The following is a 23,430-nucleotide window of genomic DNA, read 5'->3' on the forward strand; positions in this document are numbered from 1 at the left end:
TCACGCAGGCGCCCCCTCTTACCAACGTTAGATCTCATATGGCCGAACAATAGCAGCCAAAGCCCCTGATCATCGTCTGTAGCATCTCCGCTGGAAGACTGCCCAGTCGCGCAATCCCCGTTGCGGCAGACCAAAAATCTGCTGACGTTCTTGACACTGATTCGCCCGTTGAACCGACAGGGAGATGCGAGCGCTCAAAGAACAACAGCAGCGCGAAACATCACAATGGACGCGAGTTCCAGGGTCCGTGCCGGACGAACATTTTACGTTGTCATGTTCCCGATTACACTGCTATTGAGGTTGCCTCCAGATGGCAACATCCATAGCGGCCGGCGCGCTGGACACAGCGGCGAGCCCGAGCGTGCCCATTTATCGAGCGATCCAGCCGAGCCATGTCCACCGGACCACTATCCGGCTGCCGATTGTGCGGTCAGCCGATCTCCACGCAGGCGCTCCCGCTTGGTGAGCTCCCGGTCTGCAACCGGTTCGCGCGCGAGACCCGTGTCCAGCTTCGGGTAACCCTCGACGTCGTCGCGTGCGACACTTGTCAGCTCGTCCAGCTCCGCGAGCTTCCACCGGCCGAGGCGCTTGTTCCCGAGGTGCCATGGATCCGCTACCGGGAGCCGGAAGGCCATCTCGACGCCCTGGTCGGAGAGCTGCTGTCGTTGAAGCCGCGGGCCGGCACCGCCCTCGGCACCGGTCCGTTCGAGGGTCCTCTGCTGGGCAGGTTGCAGGCCCGCGGGCTCACCGCGAGCGCCCTCGCGCTTGGCGTCGCCAGCGCTCCGGGGCGCTATCCTTATCTGGAAACCTGGCAGGCCAGCCTCCACGCCGAACGGCTGGCCGCCGAAGCGGCGCAGCTTGGCACGTTCGATATTGTATCGTGCCGCTACATCCTCGAGCACACGCCGGAGCCCGTGCAGGCGCTGCAAGCGCTCAAGGTTCTGCTTTCTCCCGATGGCCTGCTGCTGATCGAGGTCCCCGACAGCAGCAAGTTCCTCGCGGCGCGCGACTACTGCTTCCTGTGGGAGGAGCACAGCTGCTATTTCGTCGAGGACACGCTGCGGCGTCTCGCTGAAGTGAGCGGCTATCGCGTTCTGACCCTGCTTCGCTATCCGGGCGCCCTGGAAGATGCCCTGGTCGCCGTCCTCACCCCGGCCGATATTCCCGCCCCTCCGGTGGATCCCCGCGGACCTTCCAGCCTGTTCCAGGCCTATCGTGACAATTTCGCCCCCGCCCGCGCGCGACTGCGCAGCAGGCTGACGGCCCTGGCCGGTCCCGACCGCGACCGGATCGCGCTGTTCGGCATCGGCCATCACGCCATCATGTTCGTCAACGCCTTCGGCCTGGCCGACCTGATCGCGGTGGCCGTCGACGATGATGCCGACAAGGCCGGCTTTTTGCCGCCCGGCTTCCGTACACCTGTGGTAGGCTCCGAGCGGCTGCTGGATGACGAACGGATCAGGCTGTGCCTGTTTGCGATCGCGCCGCATATCGAGGGCAAGGTGCGTGAAAAGCTCGCGCCGCTCGCCGCCAGGGGCGTGGAATTCCGCTCGATCTACGCCGCGCTCGACAATTCGATCATGAGGGATCACGCATGACGCTCGTCCAGAAATCCCCCGAGGTCTTCCTGGCCGAGGGCCCCATTTCATCGGTGGGCGCTGCCGAGATCAACACCCTGAAAGCCGCGGTGAAGGCCAGCCCGAAGCGGCGGGCCCGCATCAACGCCCATCCGGACGGCGATGACAGCCTGCATGAAATGATCATCGCGATCGATTCCAGCTCCTACATCCGTCCGCACAAGCACCCGGGCAAGAGCGAGGCCTTCCACATCATCGAGGGCGAGGTCGATATCGTGGTGTTCGACGACGACGGCCAGATCGAGCGTGTCGTCGAATTGGGGCCGCCGGGCGGTGCGCGGCCGTTCTACTACCGGATGTCGAACGCGTTCTTCCACACCCTGATCATCCGTAGCGACCTCCTGATCGTGCACGAGATCACCAACGGCCCGTTCCGCCCCGGCGCCAGCGTGTTCGCCGACTTCGCGCCCGAGGACAGCGACACCGCCAAGGCCGCAGCCTACCAGGCTGATCTCGTCCGGCGTGTCGCCGCACGGCAGGGCGTCGCGGCATGACCGACCATGCCGTCGTGGTCGGCGGCACCCGCGGCCTCGGCCGCGTGGTCGTCGAACGCTTCCTGGCGCGGGGCTGCGCCGTCAGCGTCGTGTCGCGGCAGCGCCCGGCCGATTTTCCCGATCAGCCCGGCCTGAAGCATTTTTCCGCCGATCTCGAGCGCAGCGAGAGCTTTGCCGGGCTCTGGCGCGAGATCGCCGAGGCCTCCGGCCCGGTCCGCTACCTCGTCCTGAGCCAGCGCTTTCGCGGCCAGGGCGATCCCTGGGCCGGCGAGATCCAGGTCGGCCTGACCGCCTCGCGCGACCTGATCGAGGGCTTTTCCGGCCATTTCGCTGGCGATGGCGACCGCGCCATCGGCGTGGTCAGCTCGGTCTACGCCGAATTCGTCGGCTCCTCGCAGCCGGTCGGCTACCATGCCGTGAAGGGCGGCCTCAATGCGATGGTCCGGCATTACGCCGCAACGCTCGGCCGGCGCGGCATCCGCGTGAACGCGATCATGCCGCTGACCTACCTGAAGCGCGAATCGCGCATCTTCTATGAACAGAACGAGAAGCTGATGGAGACCTACCGGAAGCTGGTCCCGCTGGGCCGGCTCGGGACGGCCGAGGAATGCGCCGACGCCCTCGACTTCCTCTGCAGCCCGCGCGCGTCGTTCATCAACGGGCAGAGCCTGTTCCTGGATGGCGGAGTGTCCACAGTCTGGCAAGAAGAGGTCGCCAAGAGCTTCGCCGGCCTGTAAAACCCGCCGCAAATTCCTCTTCGGCCGACCATCCCGCCTGCGGGATCGCCAACCCAGGATCGACACCTCATGCAGCACGTCAAGCACAAGACCGATTGCCGCCTGTGCGGCTCGACCTCGCTCGATCACGTGCTGCCGATCAGGCCTTCGGCGATCGGCGACGCATTCGTGACGGCCGACCGGCTGAGCGAGAAGCAGGATCTCTACCCGCTCGACTGCTATCTCTGCCTCGACTGCGGCCATCTGCAGAATCTCGACGTCGTCGATCCCGACATCCTGTTTCGCGACTACACCTATCGCACCTCGGTCTCGCTCGGCCTCGTCGAGCACTTCAAGCGCTATGCGCAATCGGTGGTGTCCTCGCTCGGCATCCCCAAGGGCAGTCTGGTCGCCGAGATGGGCAGCAACGACGGCTCGCTGCTCAAGGCATTCAAGAACGAGGGCATGCGCGTGCAGGGCATCGACCCAGCCCGCGACATCGCGGCGACCGCCACCAAGGAAGGCGTGCCGACGATCCCGGATTTCTTCACCAGCGCGCTGGCGGCCCGCATCAAGGCTGAACAGGGCGAGGCCAAGCTGTTCTGCGCCAACAACGTGTTCGCGCATATCGACAACATGTCCGACGTCGTGAAGGGCATCCGTCTGCTGCTCGCCGACGACGGCGCCTTTGTGTTCGAGGTCTCCTACATCGTCGACATGATCGACAACATGGTGTTCGACACGATCTACCATGAGCACGTCTCGCATCACGCGCTGATCCCGCTCGAGACCTTCCTGAACCGGCACGACATGACGCTGTTCCACGTCGAACGCACCGGCACCAAGGGCGGCTCGATCCGAGCTTTTGCGCAGCCGAAATCGACCGGCAAGCGGCCGCGCTCGGCGGAGCTGTCGAAACTGATCGCCGAGGAGGAGCGGCGCGGGGTGACCAAGCCGCAGATCTACCGCGACTGGTTCGTCGCCATCGAAAACTGCAAGCGCCGGGTGCTCGCCACGCTCGACCAGGCCATCGCCGCGGGCAAGCTGGTCGCGGCCTACGGCGCCTCGACCACCACCACCACCCTGCTCTACCATTTCGAGCTGGAGAGCCGGATCAAGTTCATCGTCGACGACAACCAGCTCAAGCACGGCCGCTTCAGCCCGGGCGCCCACATCCCTGTGCTGCCGTCCAGCGAGCTCGCGACGCGCAAGCCCGACATCGTCGTGATTCTCGCCTGGATCTATGCGGAGCCGATCCTGAAGCGCAACCAGGCTTACCTGGACGCCGGCGGCCGCTTCCTGGTGCCGCTGCCGGAGCCGCGGATCGTCGACGCCTCGGGCTCGGTCGCGATCTGAGCCCGCGGCGGCGGCCTCAAGCTGACCGGTTGACAGTGCCCGCGTAACATGGTCCAGCAAGCCCCGGCGATTGGCCCCCGGGCGTGACGGACGTCCAACCGCTTTCGGCTGGTAAGCCAAATACTTACGGCTCTCGCGAGGTAGAAGGATGACCACCCTGACCGATGGACAGGTCGAGCGGTTCGTGGTTGCGGATCGGCGCCGCATCTCCTGGGCGCGCTGCCGCGAGGACATCGCGCCGTTCATCACCCGTCACGTCACCTGGCGTGCGCTCGCGGCCGGTGACATCCGATCGAAATACCGCCGCACCATGCTGGGCCCGTGGTGGATCACGGCCACCAATGCGATCACCGCACTGATCATGGGCACGGTGGCCGGCCGCTTCCTCGGCGCCGACATGAAGACCTACCTGCCCCACTTCATGGTCAGCATGACCATCTGGAGCTTCATCTCGTCATCGCTCAGCGAAGCCTGCTACACGATGATCAATGCAGGCGGCATGATCAAGGCCGTCGACATGCCGATCCTGATCCATGTCATGCGCATGGTTCAGCGCAACCTGATCATCTTCCTGCACAACATCGCGGTGATCCCGTTCATCTGGCTCGTCTATCCATGGTCGGTTGGATTCGGAATGGTGCTCGCCATCCTCGGCCTGATGATCGTCTACGTCTTCGTCGTCAGCGCCTCGGTGATCGTCTCGATGATCTGCGTGCGCTATCGCGACGTGCCGCCCGTCATGGCGGCCGTGCTGCAGCTCTTGTTCTTCATCTCTCCGATCATTTGGGAGCCGTCGAGCATTCGCGGCGGCGAGTTGATCGTCACGCTCAATCCGATCGCCTATCTGCTGGCGGTCACGCGTGGTCCGCTGATGGGCGACGTTCCCGGCCTTGCGACCTGGGCCGGTGCCATTGGATCGGTCGCGGTCCTGACCGCCGCCATGATCTATATCTACACGCGCTATCGGTCGCGCGTCGTGTATTGGGCCTGACATCATGGCCGGAGACCTCTGGATCCGCCTCGAATGACTCTCATTGAAGCCAAGCAAATCGGTATCGAATTTCCGGTCGCACCGCCGAACGCACGATCGTTCCGGCATCTGGCGATCAAGGCGGCCTCACGCGTCGGCGGCCGGGTCTCGAAGAGCGACGGCTCGTTCCAGTTCGTCCAGGCGCTCGATGACATCAGCTTCACCCTGAAGCAGGGCGACCGGCTCGGCCTGGTCGGCCACAACGGCGCCGGCAAGACCACGCTGATCCGCGTGCTCGCCGGCATCTACGAGCCGACGAGCGGCTCGCTGCGGACCGTGGGGCGGAACGTTCCGATGTTCGACATCGGTCTCGGCATGGACGAAGAGGCTTCGGGCTACGAGAACATCCGCACCCGCGGCCTCATCCTCGGGCTCTCGCCCGAGGAGATCGAGCAGCGCGTGCCGGAGATCGCCGAATTCGCCGAGCTCGGCGACTATCTGGAGCTGCCGATCCGGACCTATTCCTCCGGCATGCTGCTGCGCCTGGTATTCTCGATCGCCGCCTCGATTCACGGCGACATCATCCTGATGGACGAGTGGATCGCGGTCGGTGACGCGCAGTTCCGCAAGAAGACCCACGGCCGGCTGCAGGAGATCACGAACCGCTCGGGAATCGTCGTGCTCGCCTCGCATGATCACGGCCTGCTGCGCGACACCTGCAATCTCGGGCTCTATCTTGATGGCGGCCGCGTGCGGGCCTTCGGCGCCCTGGACGACGTTGTCAAGGAACTCCCGAAGCCGTGAGAGACAGGCATCGGGGATGATGTGCCATGACGTTCGCTGAGCCATGACTACGACGACCCGCCCAGCAACCTTGCCGACCGTCACGCTGGTCGTCCCGAACTTCAACCATGCCCGCTACCTGCCCGAGTCGCTCGGCAGCATCGCCAGCCAGACCCGCGCCCCAGACCGCGTCCTCATCATCGACGACTGCTCGACCGATGACAGCATCGCGGTCATTTCGCGCTTCGTGGCGGACCGGCCGAGCTGGCGGCTGATCCGCCACGAGACCAACCAGGGCGTCGTGCGCGGTCAGAACGAGGCGCTGGCGATCACGGACACCGAATGGATCGGCTTTCTCGGGGCCGACGACGCGCTGCATCCGACCTATCTCGAAAAGGCGATGGCACAGGCGGCCAGCCACCCCGAAGCCGGTCTGGTCTTCGCCTGCTGCGAGATCATCGGCCCTCGGGGGCCGTCCGCAAGACGGATGCTGCGGCCGATCATGCTGCCCGCATTGGCATCGACGATGCTTGCACCGGCCGACCTTCGCCAGGCGCTGCGCTTTGGCGACAACTACTTTTCCGGCACCACCTCGCTCTATCGCCGGACAGCCTTGCAGGCGCTCGGCGGATTCGACGTCAAGCTCGGCTCGTTCTCCGATGCCTTTCTCGCCCGGCGGCTGGCCTTGACCTATGGCTGCTGCTTCATCGCCGAGGCGCTCGGCTACTGGCGCATCCACGGCCAGAACTATTCGACGGCGACGGCGACCGATCCGGCTTCGCTCAACGCCAAGCTCGCCGACATCGGCGCGCTGATTGCGCAGAGCAAGTTGTTCCCCGAAGGCTATGGCGATCTATTCGCCCGGCGCAATCGCTTCGGCGCGGCGCGGATGGTGCTCGGCGGTGAAACGATGCCGTCGGCCAAGGCTGCGCGCGTATCCGCCTTGCTGGATGGCAACGCGCTCGACACGCACCTGCTTCGGGTGATGCTGAGCTTCGGGGCCGTCGGCCGCCTGGCCGCGCTGGCCTGGATCACGCTCCGGACTCGGCCGATGTCGCTGACGCGCCTGCTTGCCCAGACCGCCGCCCGGCGCGCGATCTTGTCCGCCACCTCCGGCTATCGCGCGGCATGACGGCCCGCGCCCCCTTCGGCTCCCTCCGTCGCCGCCTCGGCGCCAAGGCTGTTCCTGCGCCGACTCGCGCCGTGCCGGCCGAGCAACCGTCGCCGCAGGCGCCGCGAGGCCGCTGGTCGCCGCGGGCGTGGCTGACGGCATCCGCGTTTCGTCTCTACGCGTTCCTGAGCGCGCGACGCCGGCAATTGCTGCCGCTGACCACCCGCGCGGCGAACATCGTCGACAGCAGGCTGATCGTCGCGCCGGCCGGTTCGGCGCTGCTCCGGCTGATGGACCGGCAATTGGCAAGGGGATCGCGGCTCGGCCGTTTGCTGGCGCTGACGACCTCGACCACGCTGGCCGCGGCAGCGCAGGTTCATCTCGCTGCAAGCCGCAAGCCGAGTGCGTTGCGTGCGGTGCGGCTCTTGAACCTGATCTTCCGCAGCAATGTGCGCGCGAGAGCCGGTGTGGGCGCGCAGGCCTATTTCACGACGCTGGCACTGTGCAGCGCCTATGACCGGATCGTGCGCGAGGTGCCGCGGCCGGAGACGATCGACAGCTTCGCGATCAATTTCGCGGTCGGCGTCGCCCACATGTATCGCGGCAATCTTCCGATCGCGGCGCATTTCCTGACGGCGGCCGCGGCCTCGGGCGACGGCAACGCGCTGCGCAAGCTCGGCGCCGTCCATGCCCTGGCCGGCGACCACGTCCAGGCCGCCGCGTGCTTCAAGGCGTCGGTCGCGCGCGATCCCCGCTCGGTGATGGCGCACCAGAACTATGCCGGCGGCTACGATCCATCGACCTATACGCCGAGCACCTGGGAGCTGGAGCATGCCGGCGAGCTCCTGATCTACGACAATTTGATCCAGCTCGGCGAGAACTTCTATCACCAGGGCCGCTACGAGGACACGTTCCGCAGCTATCAGGCCGCACTCGACCACCAGGATTCCTTGGCGGCCAAATGGTCGATTCCCGACGCGCTGATCGCGCGCATTGCCGGCGCCAGCAGCATCTTCGACCCCGCGCGGCCGGTCCGGCTGCTCGGCTACGAATGGGTGACGCTGATCGGCCACGTCGGCTTCATCGACTGCCATTTGCGCATGGCCGCGCTCGGCATGCTGCCGCGCGCCAACTACGTGCTGCTTGCCCCGGCAAGCAAGGTTGTCAACCAGCCATTCCTCAGGCTGTTCGATCAGCATGTCACGATCATCGAAGACCCCGCTCTCGTCGACGATCTGCTGCCCTATCAGCGGCTGGTCGGCGACCAGTTCATCGCCGTCCGGGGCAAGGACGGCATCGCCGAGCCGTGGGCTCACGCAGCGTCGCGCGCGCAGGTCGCCTGGGCCGAACAGCAGCGGCTGCCGATCGTGAAGGTCCCGTCGGAGCTGATGCAAACCGGAACGGCCAGGCTGCGTGCCGCCGGTGTCACCGCCGACTGGTTCGTCGCGATGCACATCCGCGAAGGCGGCTATCACGGCGACGGACCCGGCACCACGCGCCAGCATCGCTCCGCCAATGTCGGCGACTACCTCGACGCCATCGCCGCGATCACCGCACGCGGCGGCGCCGTGGTCAGGCTCGGCGATCGCAGCATGACGCCGCTGCGCGGCATGGCAGGCGTCTTCGACTACGCCCACAGCGACATCAAATCGGCGGAGATGGACCTCTATCTTTGCGCCGCCGCTCGCCTGTTCGTCGGCACGACGTCGGGCCTGACCACGGCCGTGCAGGCGCTGGGAACGCCGATGCTGCTCGTCAACTGCATCTCCAACGACTGCCAGTTCTGGCATGAGCGCACCGACTTCACCGTGCGCCCGGTCTATGACCGGCGCGCGCGGCGCTACCTCTCGCTGCGCGAGACCTATCGCCAGCCGCTGCAGGCACTGCTGATCGACACCGCCGTGCTGGCGCGCCACGGGCTCGAAATTCACCCGAATACCGCGCAGGACATCACGGCAGCCGTCCGCTACAAGCTCGATTGCCTGGACGGGATCGGCCGGCCCCTGCGTGAGGGCGGGCCACAGCTCGATCTCTATCGCGCCGCGCTCAGCGGCAACCCCTATAATTTCGGTGCTGCACTACCGGTCCCTGCGTTCCTGGACCGCCTGCCCGAGCTGCTGGATTGAATGCGTAAGCGAACCTCGGTTCGATGAACGCCCGCGACAGCCATCGCCGGTCGTTTTCCGGGGCTTCGGAACGCCCATTAACCTCCGAGCAAGATCGTTGCCCTGTAACTTGGGACGGTCACGATTCGACTCGGCAGCGTGTCGATACGGTCGAGCCATGCGCCCTCACGCGATGAGCCGGAACTGAGGCAATGCCTGGAGCATCCAACTTACAGTCGGTCACGACTTCACCTCCATACGACGCGGGGGTACCCCCGCCGTCGAATCCCGTGGAGCTGCCCGACGAGGCGGTCGAGGCGCAGCTTGCGCAGGGCGACTTCGGCGGGATTGGCGCGGTCACCGCGGTGAGCGCCGGCGGACTGACGATCAATCTGCTGTTCGACACGGCGGCGATGAATGCACCGGCGAGCTTTCGCGCCGGCATTCAGCAGGCCGCCGCGATCCTCACCTCGATGATCTCGGACCGCATCACCGTCAACATCAAGATCGACTATAGCGGCGTCGGCGGCGGCGCGGCAGCCGGTCCTGACGGCGGCCAGTGGATGGGCTATTCGAGCGTCAGGTCCAACCTGATCAACTATGCCAGCCCAGGCGACACCACCTTCAATGCCCTGCCGGCGGGATCCAGCATCCAGGGACAGTCCTACGTCGCGGTGTGGAATTCGCAGCTCAAGCTGTGGGGCGGGCTCGGCGCCAACGATGCGACCACCGACGACGGCAGCGCGACCTTCGCCACCGATATCAATTCGAACCTGCTGGTCGGCGTGGCGCTGCACGAGCTGACGCACGCGTTCGGCCGCGTGCCCTACGGACCGCAGCCCGACGTCTTCGATCTGTTCCGCTTCTCCAGCCCCGGCGTGCGGCTGATGACCGGCGGCGCGACGGCGGGGACCGCCTATTTCTCCCTCGATGGCGGCTATACCAAGCTCGCCGATTACGGCCAATCCTCGGACCCCAGCGACTTCCTGAACAGCGGCGTGCAGGGCGGCAACGATCCGCTCAACGAGTTCTACACCTACAGCACGCTGCAGACGCTGACGGCGGTGGACCTCAAGCAGATGGACGCGCTCGGCTTCCATCTCGTTTCCGCAACGCCGGTGACGATCGAGGCGCTGGGATCGACCAGCCTGGTCCAGCTCGGACTAAGCTATTTCCTCAATCCGGTCGGCGGCGGCACGGGGCCGCAGATCAAGTTCGGCGGCAGCGTCGTCCAGCCCGGACAATTGGGCGGCTGGACCCCGATCGCGGGCGAGGCCAACGGCGGCGGCTATCAGGTCGCCTGGAAGATGACGGGCGCGGACCTCTACACGGTGTGGAACGTCGACAGCAGCGGCAACTACACCGGCAACGCCATCGGCGGCGTCTCGGGAGGCACGGCCGCATTCGAGGCGTTCGAGACGTCCTTCCACGAGGACTTGAACGGCGACGGCATGATCGGCATCCCGACAACGGTCATCGAGGCCGTGGGATCGACCAGTCTCGTCCAGGCCGGCAACGGCTATTTCCTCAATCCCGTAGGCGGCGGCACGGGCCCGCAAGTCAAGTTCGGCGGCGCCAACCTGGTGGTCGGCCAGCTCGGCGGCTGGACTCCGATCGCGGCCGACGTCGTCGGCAGCGGCTATCAGATCGCCTGGAAGATGGCCGGCGCCAATCTCTACACGGTCTGGAACACCGACGGCAGCGGCACCTATACGGGCAACGCGATCGGCGCGGTCAGCGGGACGGACAGCGGACTCGAAGCGCTCGAGACCAACCTCCACCAGGACCTGAACGGCGACGGCACGATCGGCATTCCGACCACGGTCATCGAAGCCCTGGGATCGACCAGCCTCGTCCAGTCCGGATCCAGCTACTACCTGAACCCGGTCGGCGGCGGCACAGGTCCCCAGGTCAAGTTCGGCGGCTCCGTCCTCGTCGTCGGTCAGCTCGGCGGCTGGATGCCGATTGCGGCGGACACCGTCGGTGGCGGCTATCAGATCGCCTGGAAGATGACGGGCGCGGACCTCTACACGGTCTGGAATACCGACAGCAGCGGCGCCTATACGAGCAACGCGATCGGCGCCGTCAACGGCACCAACAGCGGTCTGGAAGCGCTGGAGACCAACCTCCATCAGGATCTGAACGGCGACGGCACGATCGGCATCCCCTCGGCCGTGATCGAAGCGCTGGGATCGACGAGCCTGGTGCAATCCGGTTCGACCTACTTCCTCAATCCGGTCGGCGGCGGCACCGGGCCGCAGATCGCGTTCGGCGGCAGCGTCGTCACCGTGGGCCAGCTCGGCGGCTGGAACCCGATCGGCGCGGAGAGCTCCGGCGGCGGCTACCTGGTCGCCTGGAAAATGGCTGGCGTCGACCTCTACACGGTCTGGAATACCGACAGCAGCGGTGCTTACGTCAGCAATGCAATCGGCGCCGTTCCGGGCGGCTCGGCAGCGCTGGAGACGCTGGAGACAAGCTTTCATCAGGATCTGAACGGCGACGGCACCATCGGTGTGCCCGCTCACGTCGCAGCGGGCACGCAAGCCCTGACGCTGGCCGGTGGCCCGGACGTGGTCCTGACGGTGTCGGGCAGCTTCGGCGGCTCCCTGATCGGGTTCGGCGGCAACGGCGATCAGATCGACCTCAGCAGCATCGCCTTTCATTCGCTGCAGGCGCATTTCGACGACAGCAGCGGGCTGCTGTCGCTCAGCGACGGCGCGAGCAGCACCCCGTTGCATTTCCTCGGACCGCTGTCGCAGGACAGCTTCCGTTTCACCGATGACGGCCAGGGCGGCACGATGATCTCGGCGGCCGCGGGTCCGGCGAGCGGCCCCGCTCCGCAAGCCGTCTCCCTGGCAGGACACGACACCTTCGTCTTCGCCGAGCATTTCGGCCAGGTCAGCGTCGCCGACTTCCATCTGGGCAGCGACACGATCGTCATCAGCCACGAGCTTTTCGCGAATCAGGCGGCGCTGTTGGCGTCGATTCACGACGATGCGGCCGGCAACGCCGTCATCACCGATGCCGCGCACGACACCATCACCGTCCAGCACGTCACGACGGCGGACCTGCTGACCCATTTGTCCAGTTTCCACCTGGTCTGATCGGCGCCCTTAATCTTCGGGGCGGGCTCGCGGGGAGCAAATCCCTGCTGTGCCCGCTCCGATCTCTGCCCCCGTCCGGAGTTGCCCCTGCGAAGGCTGACTTGGGCCCGCGGCAATAGCCGCCTCCCCGGACACAATCAATAGTTGAATTCGATCGAACAGATCGAACAATGACGTATGGCCGGAGCCGCCATTCTTCGGTACCATTTTATACAAGATCGGGGGGCATCACTGCCCGATGCTTCAATTCCATCCCGCCTGTCGGCCTCGAGGACAGGATCACCATCGTTGCATGCATGCTCTACGAATCCGGCCGTACCGAAGACATTCCTGACCGCTGGCGTGAAGCCGCCCAGTCCCTCATTTTCGATCCTGCTGCTGGCCAACGTCACGAGTTGCATGTGCAGCAGCCTGCTGCGGACGCCGCAGACGAAGCCAAGCCGGCCCCCGCCATCGCGCAGGTCCAGCATGGCTCGGCCGAGCTGATCGATCCTGCAGCCCCGGCACCAAGCGCTGATGCTCCGAGCGAGACGCCCGGCCTCCTCGCGCATGGCGACGCCGAGGCAACGGTGGTCACACAACTCTTCGACGTGAGCGCGCAGGCCCAGGGGGCGGCCGAGCCAACGGCTCGGACGGTGGTGGCCGGCTCGACCTGGCAAGTCACCCAGGAGACGTCCCTCCATCCGGCCACGCCGATTGCGGACAGCTCCGTCGAACCGGCGCATGCCGGGCAGAGTGCCAGCGCGAGCGGCGTCGTCCTGTCGATCAGCGTCGAGATGTGGTCAGGCGCCAGCGCATCGCTGCAGACATGGTCGTTCGGCAGCCTCGGAAAGCCCGCGACGGCGCACGCCGGACCGAGCGGCGAGCCGGCGCCATCGCTCCAGGACGCAGTGACGGAAGCCATCGCCTCGGCGGTCAGTGCACAAGGCGCGACCAGCGCCCAGGTCGTTCAGGCGCTCGGCGGCAACGCCACGGGCGTGACGGGAGCCGGCATCAAGATCGGCGTCCTCTCCAGCAGCTTCAACAATCTCGGCGGCGCCGCAGCGGACGAAGCCAGCGGAGCCTTGCCCTCGGCCTCCAAGATTCAGATCCTCAAGGACATGCCATCGGGCGGGACGGACGAAGGCCGTGCGATGATGCAGGTCATCCACGATATCGCGCCTGACGCCAGTCTCGCCTTCTACACCGCGTTCCAGAGCGAGCAGGATTTTGCCGACGGCATCATCGCGCTCGCCAATGCCGGCTGCAAGGTCATCGTCGACGATGTGAGCTATTCGGACGAGCCATTCTTCCAGAACGGCATTGTCGCCCAGGCCATTCAGACCGTTCAGGCCATGGGCGTGACCTATGTGACGTCGGCCGGCAACAACGGCAGCTCGGCCTATCAGACGTCCTGGACCTCGACCTCGGGCAGCATCGGCGGAAAGTATTTCGATGGCAATGCACTGAGCTTCGGCGGCAGCATCGCGCAGACGATCACCGTGACCGCGGGCGCGAACCTGCTCGTGCAATGGGACCAGGCTTGGGGTCAAGACACGTCACATCTCGCGGTCGACGTGTTTCAGAATGGACAGTTCCTCGGATACGTTGCGAACAATTCGCTGAATCCGTGGGTTGGTTTGCATTTCTCGGTCTCGGGCACCTACCAGATCGTGATCGCCAACACGGGATTTACTCCTCCTTCCACGATCAAGGAGATTTTGGCAGGCAACGGCCTCCCGGTCTCCATCAGCGGCGCCAATGTCGGGACGGTCTTCGGTCACGCGATGACGCCGGGGGTGATCACCGTCGGAGCCGTCAATGCCGCCAACACGCCGGCCTTTGGCGCAACACCGGTCTCGGAAAGCTTTTCATCGTCCGGCGCCGGGACCGAGATCCTGTTCGCCAACGACGGCACGCGCCTTGCGACGCCGCTCCAGCTCAGCCCGGTCGTGGTCTCCGGCATCGACAACATCTCGACGACCGTCACGGGAATGACCGACTTCTACGGCACCTCCGCAGCCGCGCCGAGCGTTGCCGCGATCGCGGCCTTGATCCTGACGGCCAATTCGACGCTGAGCTACGCCGACGTCTCGGAGATCCTGCAGCAGACCGCGGTGCCGATGGCCAATCCGGCAGTCGCCGGCGCGGGTCTCGCCCAGATCAATCCCGCGGTCGGATCGGCCCCCTATTTCGCCAACACCATCGTCGAGGCGCTCGGATCGATCAGCCTCGCCCAGGTCGGTGTCATCTACGATCTCAACACCATCGGTGCGAGCACATCGGTGGCGCTGCGGTTCAACGGCGCCAACGTCGTCGTTCACCAGCTGAGCAACTGGATGCCGATCGGCGTCGAGGCCAACGGAGGCGGCAGCTACGAAGTCGCCTGGAAGTTTCAGGGGCAGGATCTCTACACCGTCTGGAACGTCGACAGCAGCGGCAACTACACCGGCAACGCGATCGGCGCCGTCTCCGGAAGCTCGTCCGCTTTCGAGACATTTGAGACGTCGTTCCATCAGGACCTGAACGGCGACGGCACGATCGGCGTCGTCAGCACCGTCATCGAGGCCGCGGGGGCCACGAGCCTGGTCCAATCCGGCAACGGCTATTTCCTCAATCCGGTCGCAGGCGGGACGGGCCCGCAGGTCAGCTTCAACGGCAGCACCGTCAGCCCCGGGCAGCTCGGCGGATGGGCACCGATCGCGGCCGAAGCCGTCGGCAGCGGCTATCAGATCGCCTGGAAGATGGCGGGCAGCGATCTCTACACCGTCTGGAACGTCGACAGCAGCGGCAACTACACGGGCAACGCCATCGGCGCAGTCAATGGGGCCAGCAGCGCGCTCGAGGCGCTGGAGCCGAACTTCCACCAGGACCTGAACGGCGACGGCACGATCGGCATTCCGAGCACGGTCATCGAGGCCGCGGGTTCGACCAGCCTGGTGCTGGCCGGGTCGAGCTATTTCCTCAATCCCGTCGCCGGCGGCACCGGTCCGCAGATCATGTTCGGCGGCAGCATCGTGACCGTCGGTCAGTTCGACGGCTGGGCGCCCATCGCCGCGGAGACGTCCGGCAGCGGCTATGAGATCGCCTGGAAGATGGCCGGCGCCGATCTCTACACCGTCTGGAACGTGGACAGCAGCGGCAACTATACCGGCAACGTGATCGGCGCGGTTGCGGGAAGCTCCGCATCCCTGGAAGCGCTGGAGCCCAGCTTCCACCAGGATCTGAACGGCGACGGCACCATCGGCGCCCCAAGCGTGACACCCAGCGGCAGCGTGATCGAAGCGCTCGGGTCGACCAGCCTGTCGCTGTCGGGCACGACCTATCTGATGGCGCCGGTGTCGGGGGGGACCGCAACGCAGGTGATGTTCGGCGGCAACGTCGTCGTTGCCGGCCAGCTCAGCGGCTGGGCGGCGATCGCTGCGGAGGCCTCTGGCAGCGGCTATCAGGTTGCCTGGAAGATGGCCGGCACCGACCTCTACACGGTCTGGAACACCGATAGCAGCGGCAACTATACCGGCAACGCGATCGGCGCCGTTTCCGGCAGCTCGTCGTCCCTTGAAGCCCTCGAGACCAGCTTCCATCAGGACCTGAATGGCGACGGCACGATCGGGATCCCGACCATCGGCTCGGTGACGGCGAGCGCAGAGGCGGCCACGACGTCGAGCGCGGCCGACCTTGTCCTCGCCGCGCCTTCCTTCAGCGGCAATCTCATCGGATTCGGCGGCACGGCCGCTCAGATCGATCTCAAGAGCATCGCCTTCACGTCGCTTCAGATGCATTTCGACGAGACCAGCGGGCTGCTGTCGCTGAGCGACGGGTCCAACAGCGCGTCGCTGCACTTCGTCGGCCCATTGTCGCAGGACAGCTTTCACTTCGCAGCCGACGGCCAGGGCGGCACGCTGATCTCCGGGACCTCGATCTCCGGCGCGGCGTCCTCATCGGTGTCGCTGCAGGGACATGACACCTTCGTGTTCGCCGAGCATTTCGGTCAGGTGACGGTCTCTGACTTCAATCCCGGCACCGACCAGATCGTGTTCAGCCAGAGCATCTTCGCGGAGCAGTCCGCACTGCAGGCCGCCATCCATGACGACGCGGCGGGCAACGCCGTCATCACCGATGCGGCACTCGACACCATCACCATCCAGCACGTGTCGGCGGCCGAGCTGCTGTCCCACCTGTCGAGCTTTCATCTGGTCTGAGACCGGGGCGGCATTCCGAGGGCCGCCCCTCATCGTCGTCGGCACCGGCGGGCGGTTTTCCGCCCGTCGCAGGACAGATAACGGCTCGCGCGAGGGCCGCTCTTGGCCTATACGGCGCTTCGACCGCCCAAGACCGTGAGTTCGATGTCCCTGCCCCGCTCCGCTTCGCCGCGCCGCCTGCTGTACGTGGCCAACGAGGACTACGCCTTCCTGATGCATCGCCTGCCGATGGCGCGCGCGGCGCGCGAGGCCGGCTACGAGGTGCATGTCGCGACCAACGTCAACGCCGGCGCCGCCGCGATCACCGCCGAGCGCTTCGTGGTGCATCCAATCCCGTTCCGGCGCGGCGGGCTGTCGCCGTCATCAGCCCTGCCCACGATCCGCGCGATCCGCGCCGTCGAGGCTGCGATCAGGCCCGACGTGGTGCATCATTCCGGGCTGCAATCGAGCGTGCTCGGCTCGCTCGCCACGCTCGGACGCACCACGCCCGTCGTCAACGCCATGACCGGGCTCGGCTATGTCTTCACCTCGGCGAGCTGGCGCTCGCGCCTGCTCAAGCAGAGCCTGCTGTGGCTGCTGCCGCGGCTCATGAACCGGACACCGAGCTGCGTGCTGGTGCAGAATCCGGACGATCGCGAAGCACTTCAAGCCATGGGCGTCCGCGGCGACAAGATCACGCTGATCCCGGGGTCAGGCGTCGACACCGACCGCTTCCAGCCGCTGCCGGAACCGGACGGGCCGATCACCTTCGGTTTTGCAGGACGGCTGCTCACCGACAAGGGCGTGCGCGCCCTGGTCACTGCCCATCGCATGCTGCGCCAGCAGGGCCGCAGCGACCAGTTGCTGATCGCCGGCTCCCCCGATCCGGCCAATCCCGCCTCGGTCTCGGCCGAGGAGGTCGAGGCCTGGCGGAACGAACCCGGCATCACCCTGCTCGGCCAGATCAAGGACATCACCGAGCTCTGGCGGCGCTGCCACATCGCCGTGCTGCCATCGCATCGCGAAGGTCTTCCGGTGAGCCTGCTGGAGGCTGCCGCCTGTGGCCGGCCGCTGATCTCCACCGATGCGCCGGGCTGCCGCGAGATCGCGATCCATGGCCAGACCGGGCTCTCGGTGCCAGTCGAGGACGCGGCCGCGCTGGCGCAGGCCATGGCGGAACTGGCGACATCGCCGGAGTTGCGCGCGCGCTACGGCACGGCGGCCCGTCAACTGGTCGAGGACAAGCTCTCGGCCAGGATCATCGGCCGCTCGGTGGTGGCGCTCTATGACCGCCTCACCGCGGCGCCGGACGCGCGCGGATGATCGCCCATCCCACCGCAGTCCTCGCCGCCATCGCCGTGCTCGCGGCCGCGATGTGCGGTGTGCTGATCGTGCTGCTGCGCCCGGTGCTGCAGCGCTACGCACTGGCGCGGCCCAACGCGCGCTCGTCGCACAAGATCCCCACGCCGCAGGGCGCCGGCATAGCCGTGGTCGGCGCAACGCTCGTGGTCGGCGGCGCCTTTGCCTCCGCGATGGGCTTTGCACCGCTGCTGATGCTGTTCATCGCGGTGCCGATGCTGGCGCTGGTCGGCCTGGTCGACGACATCAGGCCGATCCCGGTGCTGCCGCGCTTGATCCTGCAGGGATTGGCCGTTGGCCTCGTCATATTCACCGCGCCTGACGATCTCAGGCTGTTTCCGATCCCGCTGGCGGTCGAGCGCACGCTGCTGCTGATCGCGGGCCTGTGGTTCGTCAACCTCGTCAACTTCATGGACGGGCTCGATTTGATGACCGTGGCTGAGGCGGTGCCGATCACGGCGACGCTCGTCCTGTTCGGCATCTCCGGTGAACTGCCCTGGCCGGCGACCGCCATCGCTGCGGCGCTGGGTGGCGCCATGCTCGGCTTTGCGCCCTTCAACCGTCCCGTCGCAAAGGTCTTTCTCGGCGATGTCGGCAGCCTGCCGATCGGGCTGCTGCTCGGCTGGGGCCTGCTCCATCTGGCCTGGCAGGGCTCCATCGCCGCGGCGCTGCTGCTGCCGCTGTATTATCTGATCGACGCCACCTTCACCCTGTTGCGGCGGATGGCGCGGCGCGAGCCGTTCTGGGCGGCGCACCGCACGCATTTCTATCAACAGGCCACCGATAACGGCTTCACCGTCTCGCGCGTCGTCAGCGAGGTGTTCATCCTCAATGTCGTGCTTGCGACCCTCGCAGCCATCTCGGTCGCGCAGCGTTCCATGACGGTCGACGCCATCCTGCTCGTCTTCGGGCTCGGCGCCGTCACCTGGGTGCTGAGCCGCTTCTCGCGGCGGCGCCATTGAAGACTCAGGCCGCGCTCGAGCCGAATTCCGGCACCGCATCCTTCAGCACCGATTTGATCGTCACCGGATCATTGCGCGCGATCGCCTGATCGAGCGCCGCGATCCAGGCCTTCAGCGTCGGCATCGGCGGCTCGTTCGGGTTGGCGGCCATGATGCCGGCGACGCCGATCTCGACCGGCGGCTCCTCGCTCGCAAACAGGATCTCGTTCAGGCGCTCGCCCGGCCGGATGCCCGTGAACACGATCTCGACGTCGTACCCCGGCTGCAGGCCGGACAGGCGGATCATGCGCTCGGCGAGCTCGACGATGCGGACCGGCTGCCCCATGTTGAGCACGTAGACCGAGACATCCGGACGCTGCGGCGCCAGCGCATGCGAGGCTGCCGTGATCACCAGATCGCAGGCCTCGCGAATGGTCATGAAGTAGCGCACCATGTCCGGGTGCGTCACGGTCACCGGGCCGCCCGCCTCGATCTGCGCCTTGAACTTCGGCACCACCGAGCCGTTCGACGCCAGCACGTTGCCGAACCGCACCGAGATCAGCCGCATCGGCGGCCGTCCCGCCGGCCGGTCGGCGAGCTGGCGGTCCAGCGCCTGGCAGTACATTTCGGCGAAACGCTTGGTGAGACCGAGCATCGACACCGGCTCGATCGCCTTGTCGGTCGAGATCATCACCATCGCCTCGGCGCCCGAGGCCACCGCGGCATCGGCGACGTTGATCGAGCCGAAGATGTTGGTCTTGACGCCCTCGCTCCAGTCGCGCTCGAGGATCGGCACGTGCTTCAAGGCGGCGGCATGGAAGACCAGATCCGGCTTGAAATCGCCGATCAGCGCGAACACCCGGTCGCGATCGCGGATGTCGGCGATGCGCCCCTCGACGGCGACGGCAGCCTCGGGATCGGCCGCGAGCGCCTCGGTGATCGCGTAGAGCGCCGGCTCGGAATTCTCCAGAATGAGCAGCCGCGCCGCGCCGAATGCCACGACGCGCTGGCAGATCTCGGCGCCGATCGAGCCTCCGCCGCCGGTCACCACGACGGCTTTGCCACGCACCAGCGCTTCCAGCCGGCCGTAATCGATCTTCTCACTCGGCCGCAGCAGGAGGTCCTCGACCGCGACCGGCGCGAGCCGTGGCGCATCGCCGCTCTCCAGCGACGGCAGGCGGCTCACGATCAAGCGCAACCGGCGCGCCCGCATCAGGAAGGTCTCCGGATGGCAGTCCGGATCGAACGCCGTCGGCATCATCAGGGCGCGCGCGATCGGCCGGTCCCGCCGGGCAAAGTCGGCCGCGACATCCTCGACGTCGTCGATGCCACCCAGCACCGGCACGCCGCGGATCAATTGGCCGCGGTCGGCGGCCGACGGCGAGAGAATGCCGATCGGCCAGATCCGCTTGACCGCGCCGCTCTCGATGCCGCGCAGGACGACCTCGGCGTCGGCCGCACGGCCGATCAGGAGCGCGGGCGCCGCGTCCTCCGACCGCGCGTGCCGCCGGACCCGCGTGTAGCGGAAATAGCGATAGGCGAACCGCAGCGCGCTCAGCGCAAAGATCTCAAGGAACCAATAGAGAATGATCGTGAGCTTGCCGAAGAAGAACGTGCCGCGGACGTTGGGCGCAACGATGATGTAGTCGAGCACCAGCAGCGCCAGCGTCAGCACCGTCGCGACGCGGACGATGTTCAGCGCGTCCGGCAACGAGATGAACCGCCATTTCGTCGTCAGCAGGTTCGAGAAGTAGAAGACGACGAAGCTGAAGGCGATGAAATATGGCAGGATCTGAAAGAGCAGCGGCACCCGCTCCCAGAAGGTGCTGGCGCCCTCGAAGCGGATGTAGAACGCGGCGAACAGCGCGACGACGCTGACCAGGAGGTCATGCGCGGCAATCAGCATATTCCGATAGGTCAGTTGAGACGGACGCGTCATGGTTCGAGCGTCCCTTGCACCGTGTCAGCAGACGTCCGCAATTGCAGCACCATTCCGCCGGCCACGCCGACGCCGATGACATACATCCACCCCTCGTGGAAATCGAAGATGTGGGAGTTGAACAGCGAGGTGAAGATGTTCTGCACCACCACGAGCAGCCCGATCCAGGCCACGAGCCCGTCACCGCGGAACAGCAGAAGATGCGCCGCCCACATCGCGTAGAGAATCACGATCCCCAGCGCGCCCCATTGGACCGCGACGTAGAGCGTCTGGTTGTGCGGGTTGCCGACGACCTGGCTCGAGGAGAGGTCGCGCGACCCGCTCGCGGCCAGCTCGAACAGGTGACGCGTCGAGCCCGAGCCGTGTCCGATCAGCGGCGCGTCGGCCAGGAACCGCAACGACTTGCGCCAGAACTCGAGCCGCTCGCCGATCGACGTCACGGCGCGATCGTTCCTGTAGTCCTGATATTGGCTCGTGAACGTCGCCACCTTGCCCCGCAATTGGGGGGACACGGTCCATGCCGCGAGGCCCAGCGCAAGGGCAACGGCCGCGATCAGCAGGTTGGCGCGCCATTTCAAGTGGATCAGCCCGAACACCGCAAGCAGGATCGGGATCGTCACCAGCGCGGTGCGCGACACCACGATGAAGATCATGTTGGCGAGGAACGCGACCATGATCGCGGTGAGCAGGCCCGCCGGCACGAAGCGGCGTGCGCGCAGCAATTGGGCGATCGGATAGGCCAGCGCCACGGCGCAGAGCGAGAACTCCTGGCCCTGGTCGATGTAGTTCTTCACGAAAATGCCGCGGTCGGCGTTGGCCTTGAGCGCAAGCGCCGGATTGAACGCGACCGCGGTCGACATCGCGACCATCAGCACGCAGGAGGCGAGAAACGCGGTGAAGACCCACAGCCCGCGCTCCGACCGCTGGAAGTGATAGAGCAGCGCCGGCAGCACCAGGAGCTTCGCCGCGGGTCCCACCGCGTAGAACCGCGCGCCCCACGCCACGTCCGACCACAGCGTTCCGACCAGCGCCAGCAGGAACAGCGCGATCGGCGCCAGCGCGATCGGCCGCTTCAGGACCTGCAGCAGACGTTCGACGTCGAGAAACGGCAGCATCGTGATCAGCATGACGACGCCCAGGATCGACACCAGCGAGGTCGACCACGGCAGCGAGGCGGCCAGCAGAATCGCCACGACATCGACCGTCGTCCGCCACGCCGCCGGATCGCGCCAGCGGCGCGCCAGCAGCGCCGGGCCGGGATGACCTGCCAGCGTCGTCATCGCGCCTCGCTCCGGGCGCGATCGACGAGTGCGGTCGTGCTGTGCCCTTTCAGGATGTCGATCAGGATCACCTCGCCGCCGGAGGCCTCGACGACCTCGTGCCCCACCACCTGCTCGCGCGTGTAGTCGCCGCCCTTGACCAGGACGCTCGGCCGGACCAGCTCGATCAGGCGGAGCGGCGTGTCCTCCGCGAAGATGGCGACGAGATCCACCGCCTCGAGCGCGGCCAGCACCTCGGCGCGCGCGCGCTCGTCCTGCACGGGACGGCTCTCGCCCTTCAGCCGCTTGACGGAAGCATCGCTGTTCAGACCGACCACGAGACGGTCGCAGGCGGCGCGCGCCGCGGTCAGCACCTTGACGTGGCCGGGATGCAGAATGTCGAAGCAGCCGTTGGTGAAGCCGACGCGCAGGCCCTCTCCCCGCCATCCCTCGACACGGGCGGCGAGTTCGTCGTCGCTCTCGATGATCTTCTCCTCGGCCGCGCGATAGGCATGCGGCAGGATCTTTCGGCGCAGTTCGGCCGACGTCACGCTGGCGGTGCCCTGCTTGCTGACGGCCACAGCCGCCGCGGCGCTCGCCATCCGCAACGAATCCTCCCAGGCGGCGCCCGCCGCGAGCGTCGCGGCAAGCACGGCGACGACCGTGTCGCCGGCGCCGGAGACGTCGCGCACCTTCACGGGATAGGCCGGCACGTGAATCGGATCGCCCTCGCGCGGGACCAGCGTCATGCCGCGCTCGCTCTGCGTCACCAGGATCGCCTCGCAGTCGGCGAGATAGATCGCATCCTGCGCGGCCGCGGCGATCTCGTGATCGGTCTCGGCCCGGCTGCGGGTCGCTTCCGAAAACTCCTTGCGGTTCGGCGTCAGCACGCTCGCGCCGCGATAGATCGCGAGATTGGCGCTCTTGGGATCGACGATGACGCGCTTGCCGGCCTTGCGCGTCGCGTCGATGACGTTGCGCAGCACGCGCGCCGTCAGCACGCCCTTGGCGTAGTCGGACAGCAGCACGATGTCGGCCCGCGCGATCAGCGGCAGGATGGCCTCGATCAGCTTCTGCTCGATCTCGCCGGACGCCGGTGCGGCGCGCTCCCAGTCGGCGCGCAGCATGTGGGTGGAGAAATGTTCGGAGACGAAGCGCACCTTGCGCGTCGTCGGGCGCGAAGGATCGCGCACCAGCACGCTCTCGATGCCAGCCTCCCTGGCGAGCTCGGCCTCGATCTGGTCGCCAGCCGCATCCTGCCCGACAAGGCCGACGAAGATGCAGCGGGCACCGAGCGCGGCGATGTTGCGCGCGACGTTGCCGGCGCCGCCGATATTGATCTCGCTGCGCTGGACCGCGATCACCGGCGCAGGCGCCTCGGGGGATATGCGCGACACCTCGCCATAGACGAACTCGTCCAGCATGAGGTCGCCGATGCACAGCACCGTCTGGCGGGCGATCGCTTGCGAGAGATCGTCAAAGTCGAACATCAGCGG

General features: G+C 66.6%; 15 protein-coding genes. 12 read left to right on the forward strand and 3 right to left on the reverse strand.

Annotated features, from left to right (window positions below; all coding sequences use genetic code 11):
- The first annotated feature begins 392 nt into the window (after window positions 1-392).
- From QX128_RS25880 to QX128_RS25935, 12 genes are all read left to right on the forward strand, one after another.
- A complete protein-coding gene (locus QX128_RS25880) occupies window positions 393-1,598 on the forward strand; it encodes a class I SAM-dependent methyltransferase (RefSeq protein WP_315805282.1) in 1,206 nt (401 codons plus the stop codon).
- Window positions 1,595-2,131, forward strand: a complete 537-nt coding sequence (locus QX128_RS25885) for a WbuC family cupin fold metalloprotein (protein WP_315805281.1) — start codon at window positions 1,595-1,597, stop codon at window positions 2,129-2,131. Before QX128_RS25880 ends, QX128_RS25885 begins: the two co-directional genes overlap by 4 nt.
- Window positions 2,128-2,868: an SDR family oxidoreductase gene (locus QX128_RS25890; protein WP_316183373.1), complete on the forward strand. Its 741-nt coding sequence runs from the start codon at window positions 2,128-2,130 to the stop codon at window positions 2,866-2,868. Before QX128_RS25885 ends, QX128_RS25890 begins: the two co-directional genes overlap by 4 nt.
- 69 nt (window positions 2,869-2,937) lie before the next feature.
- Window positions 2,938-4,203, forward strand: coding sequence for a class I SAM-dependent methyltransferase (locus QX128_RS25895; RefSeq protein ID WP_315805279.1), 1,266 nt, complete (start codon window positions 2,938-2,940; stop codon window positions 4,201-4,203).
- A 148-nt stretch (window positions 4,204-4,351) separates the two neighbouring features.
- Complete coding sequence (locus QX128_RS25900; RefSeq protein ID WP_315805278.1) at window positions 4,352-5,194, forward strand: ABC transporter permease; 843 nt, start codon at window positions 4,352-4,354, stop codon at window positions 5,192-5,194.
- 33 nt (window positions 5,195-5,227) lie between these two features.
- On the forward strand, window positions 5,228-5,977 hold the full coding sequence (locus QX128_RS25905) for an ABC transporter ATP-binding protein (protein WP_316238891.1): 750 nt from the start codon (window positions 5,228-5,230) through the stop codon (window positions 5,975-5,977).
- A gap of 43 nt (window positions 5,978-6,020) precedes the next feature.
- Window positions 6,021-7,088 carry a glycosyltransferase family A protein gene (locus QX128_RS25910; RefSeq protein WP_316238892.1) on the forward strand — a complete coding sequence of 356 codons (1,068 nt, stop codon included), beginning with the start codon at window positions 6,021-6,023 and terminating at the stop codon, window positions 7,086-7,088.
- Entirely contained in the window at window positions 7,085-9,193 is a 2,109-nt protein-coding gene (locus tag QX128_RS25915) for a TIGR04372 family glycosyltransferase (protein WP_316238893.1), read from the forward strand. The genes QX128_RS25910 and QX128_RS25915 overlap by 4 nt, the downstream gene beginning before the upstream one ends.
- 269 nt (window positions 9,194-9,462) lie before the next feature.
- Window positions 9,463-12,276, forward strand: a complete 2,814-nt coding sequence (locus QX128_RS25920) for an NF038122 family metalloprotease (protein ID WP_410053181.1) — start codon at window positions 9,463-9,465, stop codon at window positions 12,274-12,276.
- A gap of 296 nt (window positions 12,277-12,572) precedes the next feature.
- Window positions 12,573-16,457: a S8 family serine peptidase gene (locus QX128_RS25925; RefSeq protein WP_410053182.1), complete on the forward strand. Its 3,885-nt coding sequence runs from the start codon at window positions 12,573-12,575 to the stop codon at window positions 16,455-16,457.
- A gap of 144 nt (window positions 16,458-16,601) precedes the next feature.
- Complete coding sequence (locus QX128_RS25930; protein WP_316238896.1) at window positions 16,602-17,759, forward strand: glycosyltransferase family 4 protein; 1,158 nt, start codon at window positions 16,602-16,604, stop codon at window positions 17,757-17,759.
- Entirely contained in the window at window positions 17,756-18,757 is a 1,002-nt protein-coding gene (locus QX128_RS25935) for a glycosyl transferase (RefSeq protein ID WP_316238897.1), read from the forward strand. Before QX128_RS25930 ends, QX128_RS25935 begins: the two co-directional genes overlap by 4 nt.
- A 4-nt stretch (window positions 18,758-18,761) precedes the next feature.
- On the opposite strand, the gene QX128_RS25940 is transcribed toward QX128_RS25935, so the two are convergent.
- From QX128_RS25940 to rfaE1, 3 genes are read right to left on the reverse strand one after another with little or no spacing between them, the layout of a single operon-like run.
- Window positions 18,762-20,675, reverse strand: coding sequence for a nucleoside-diphosphate sugar epimerase/dehydratase (locus QX128_RS25940; protein WP_315803507.1), 1,914 nt, complete (start codon window positions 20,673-20,675; stop codon window positions 18,762-18,764).
- Complete coding sequence (locus tag QX128_RS25945; RefSeq protein ID WP_315803508.1) at window positions 20,672-21,955, reverse strand: O-antigen ligase family protein; 1,284 nt, start codon at window positions 21,953-21,955, stop codon at window positions 20,672-20,674. Before QX128_RS25945 ends, QX128_RS25940 begins: the two co-directional genes overlap by 4 nt.
- Window positions 21,952-23,424, reverse strand: coding sequence for a D-glycero-beta-D-manno-heptose-7-phosphate kinase (gene rfaE1, locus QX128_RS25950; protein WP_315803509.1), 1,473 nt, complete (start codon window positions 23,422-23,424; stop codon window positions 21,952-21,954). Before rfaE1 ends, QX128_RS25945 begins: the two co-directional genes overlap by 4 nt.
- Window positions 23,425-23,430: the final 6 nt, after the last annotated feature.

It is taken from the genome of Bradyrhizobium sp. SZCCHNR1015, assembly GCF_032489875.1.
GTDB lineage: Bacteria > Pseudomonadota > Alphaproteobacteria > Rhizobiales > Xanthobacteraceae > Bradyrhizobium.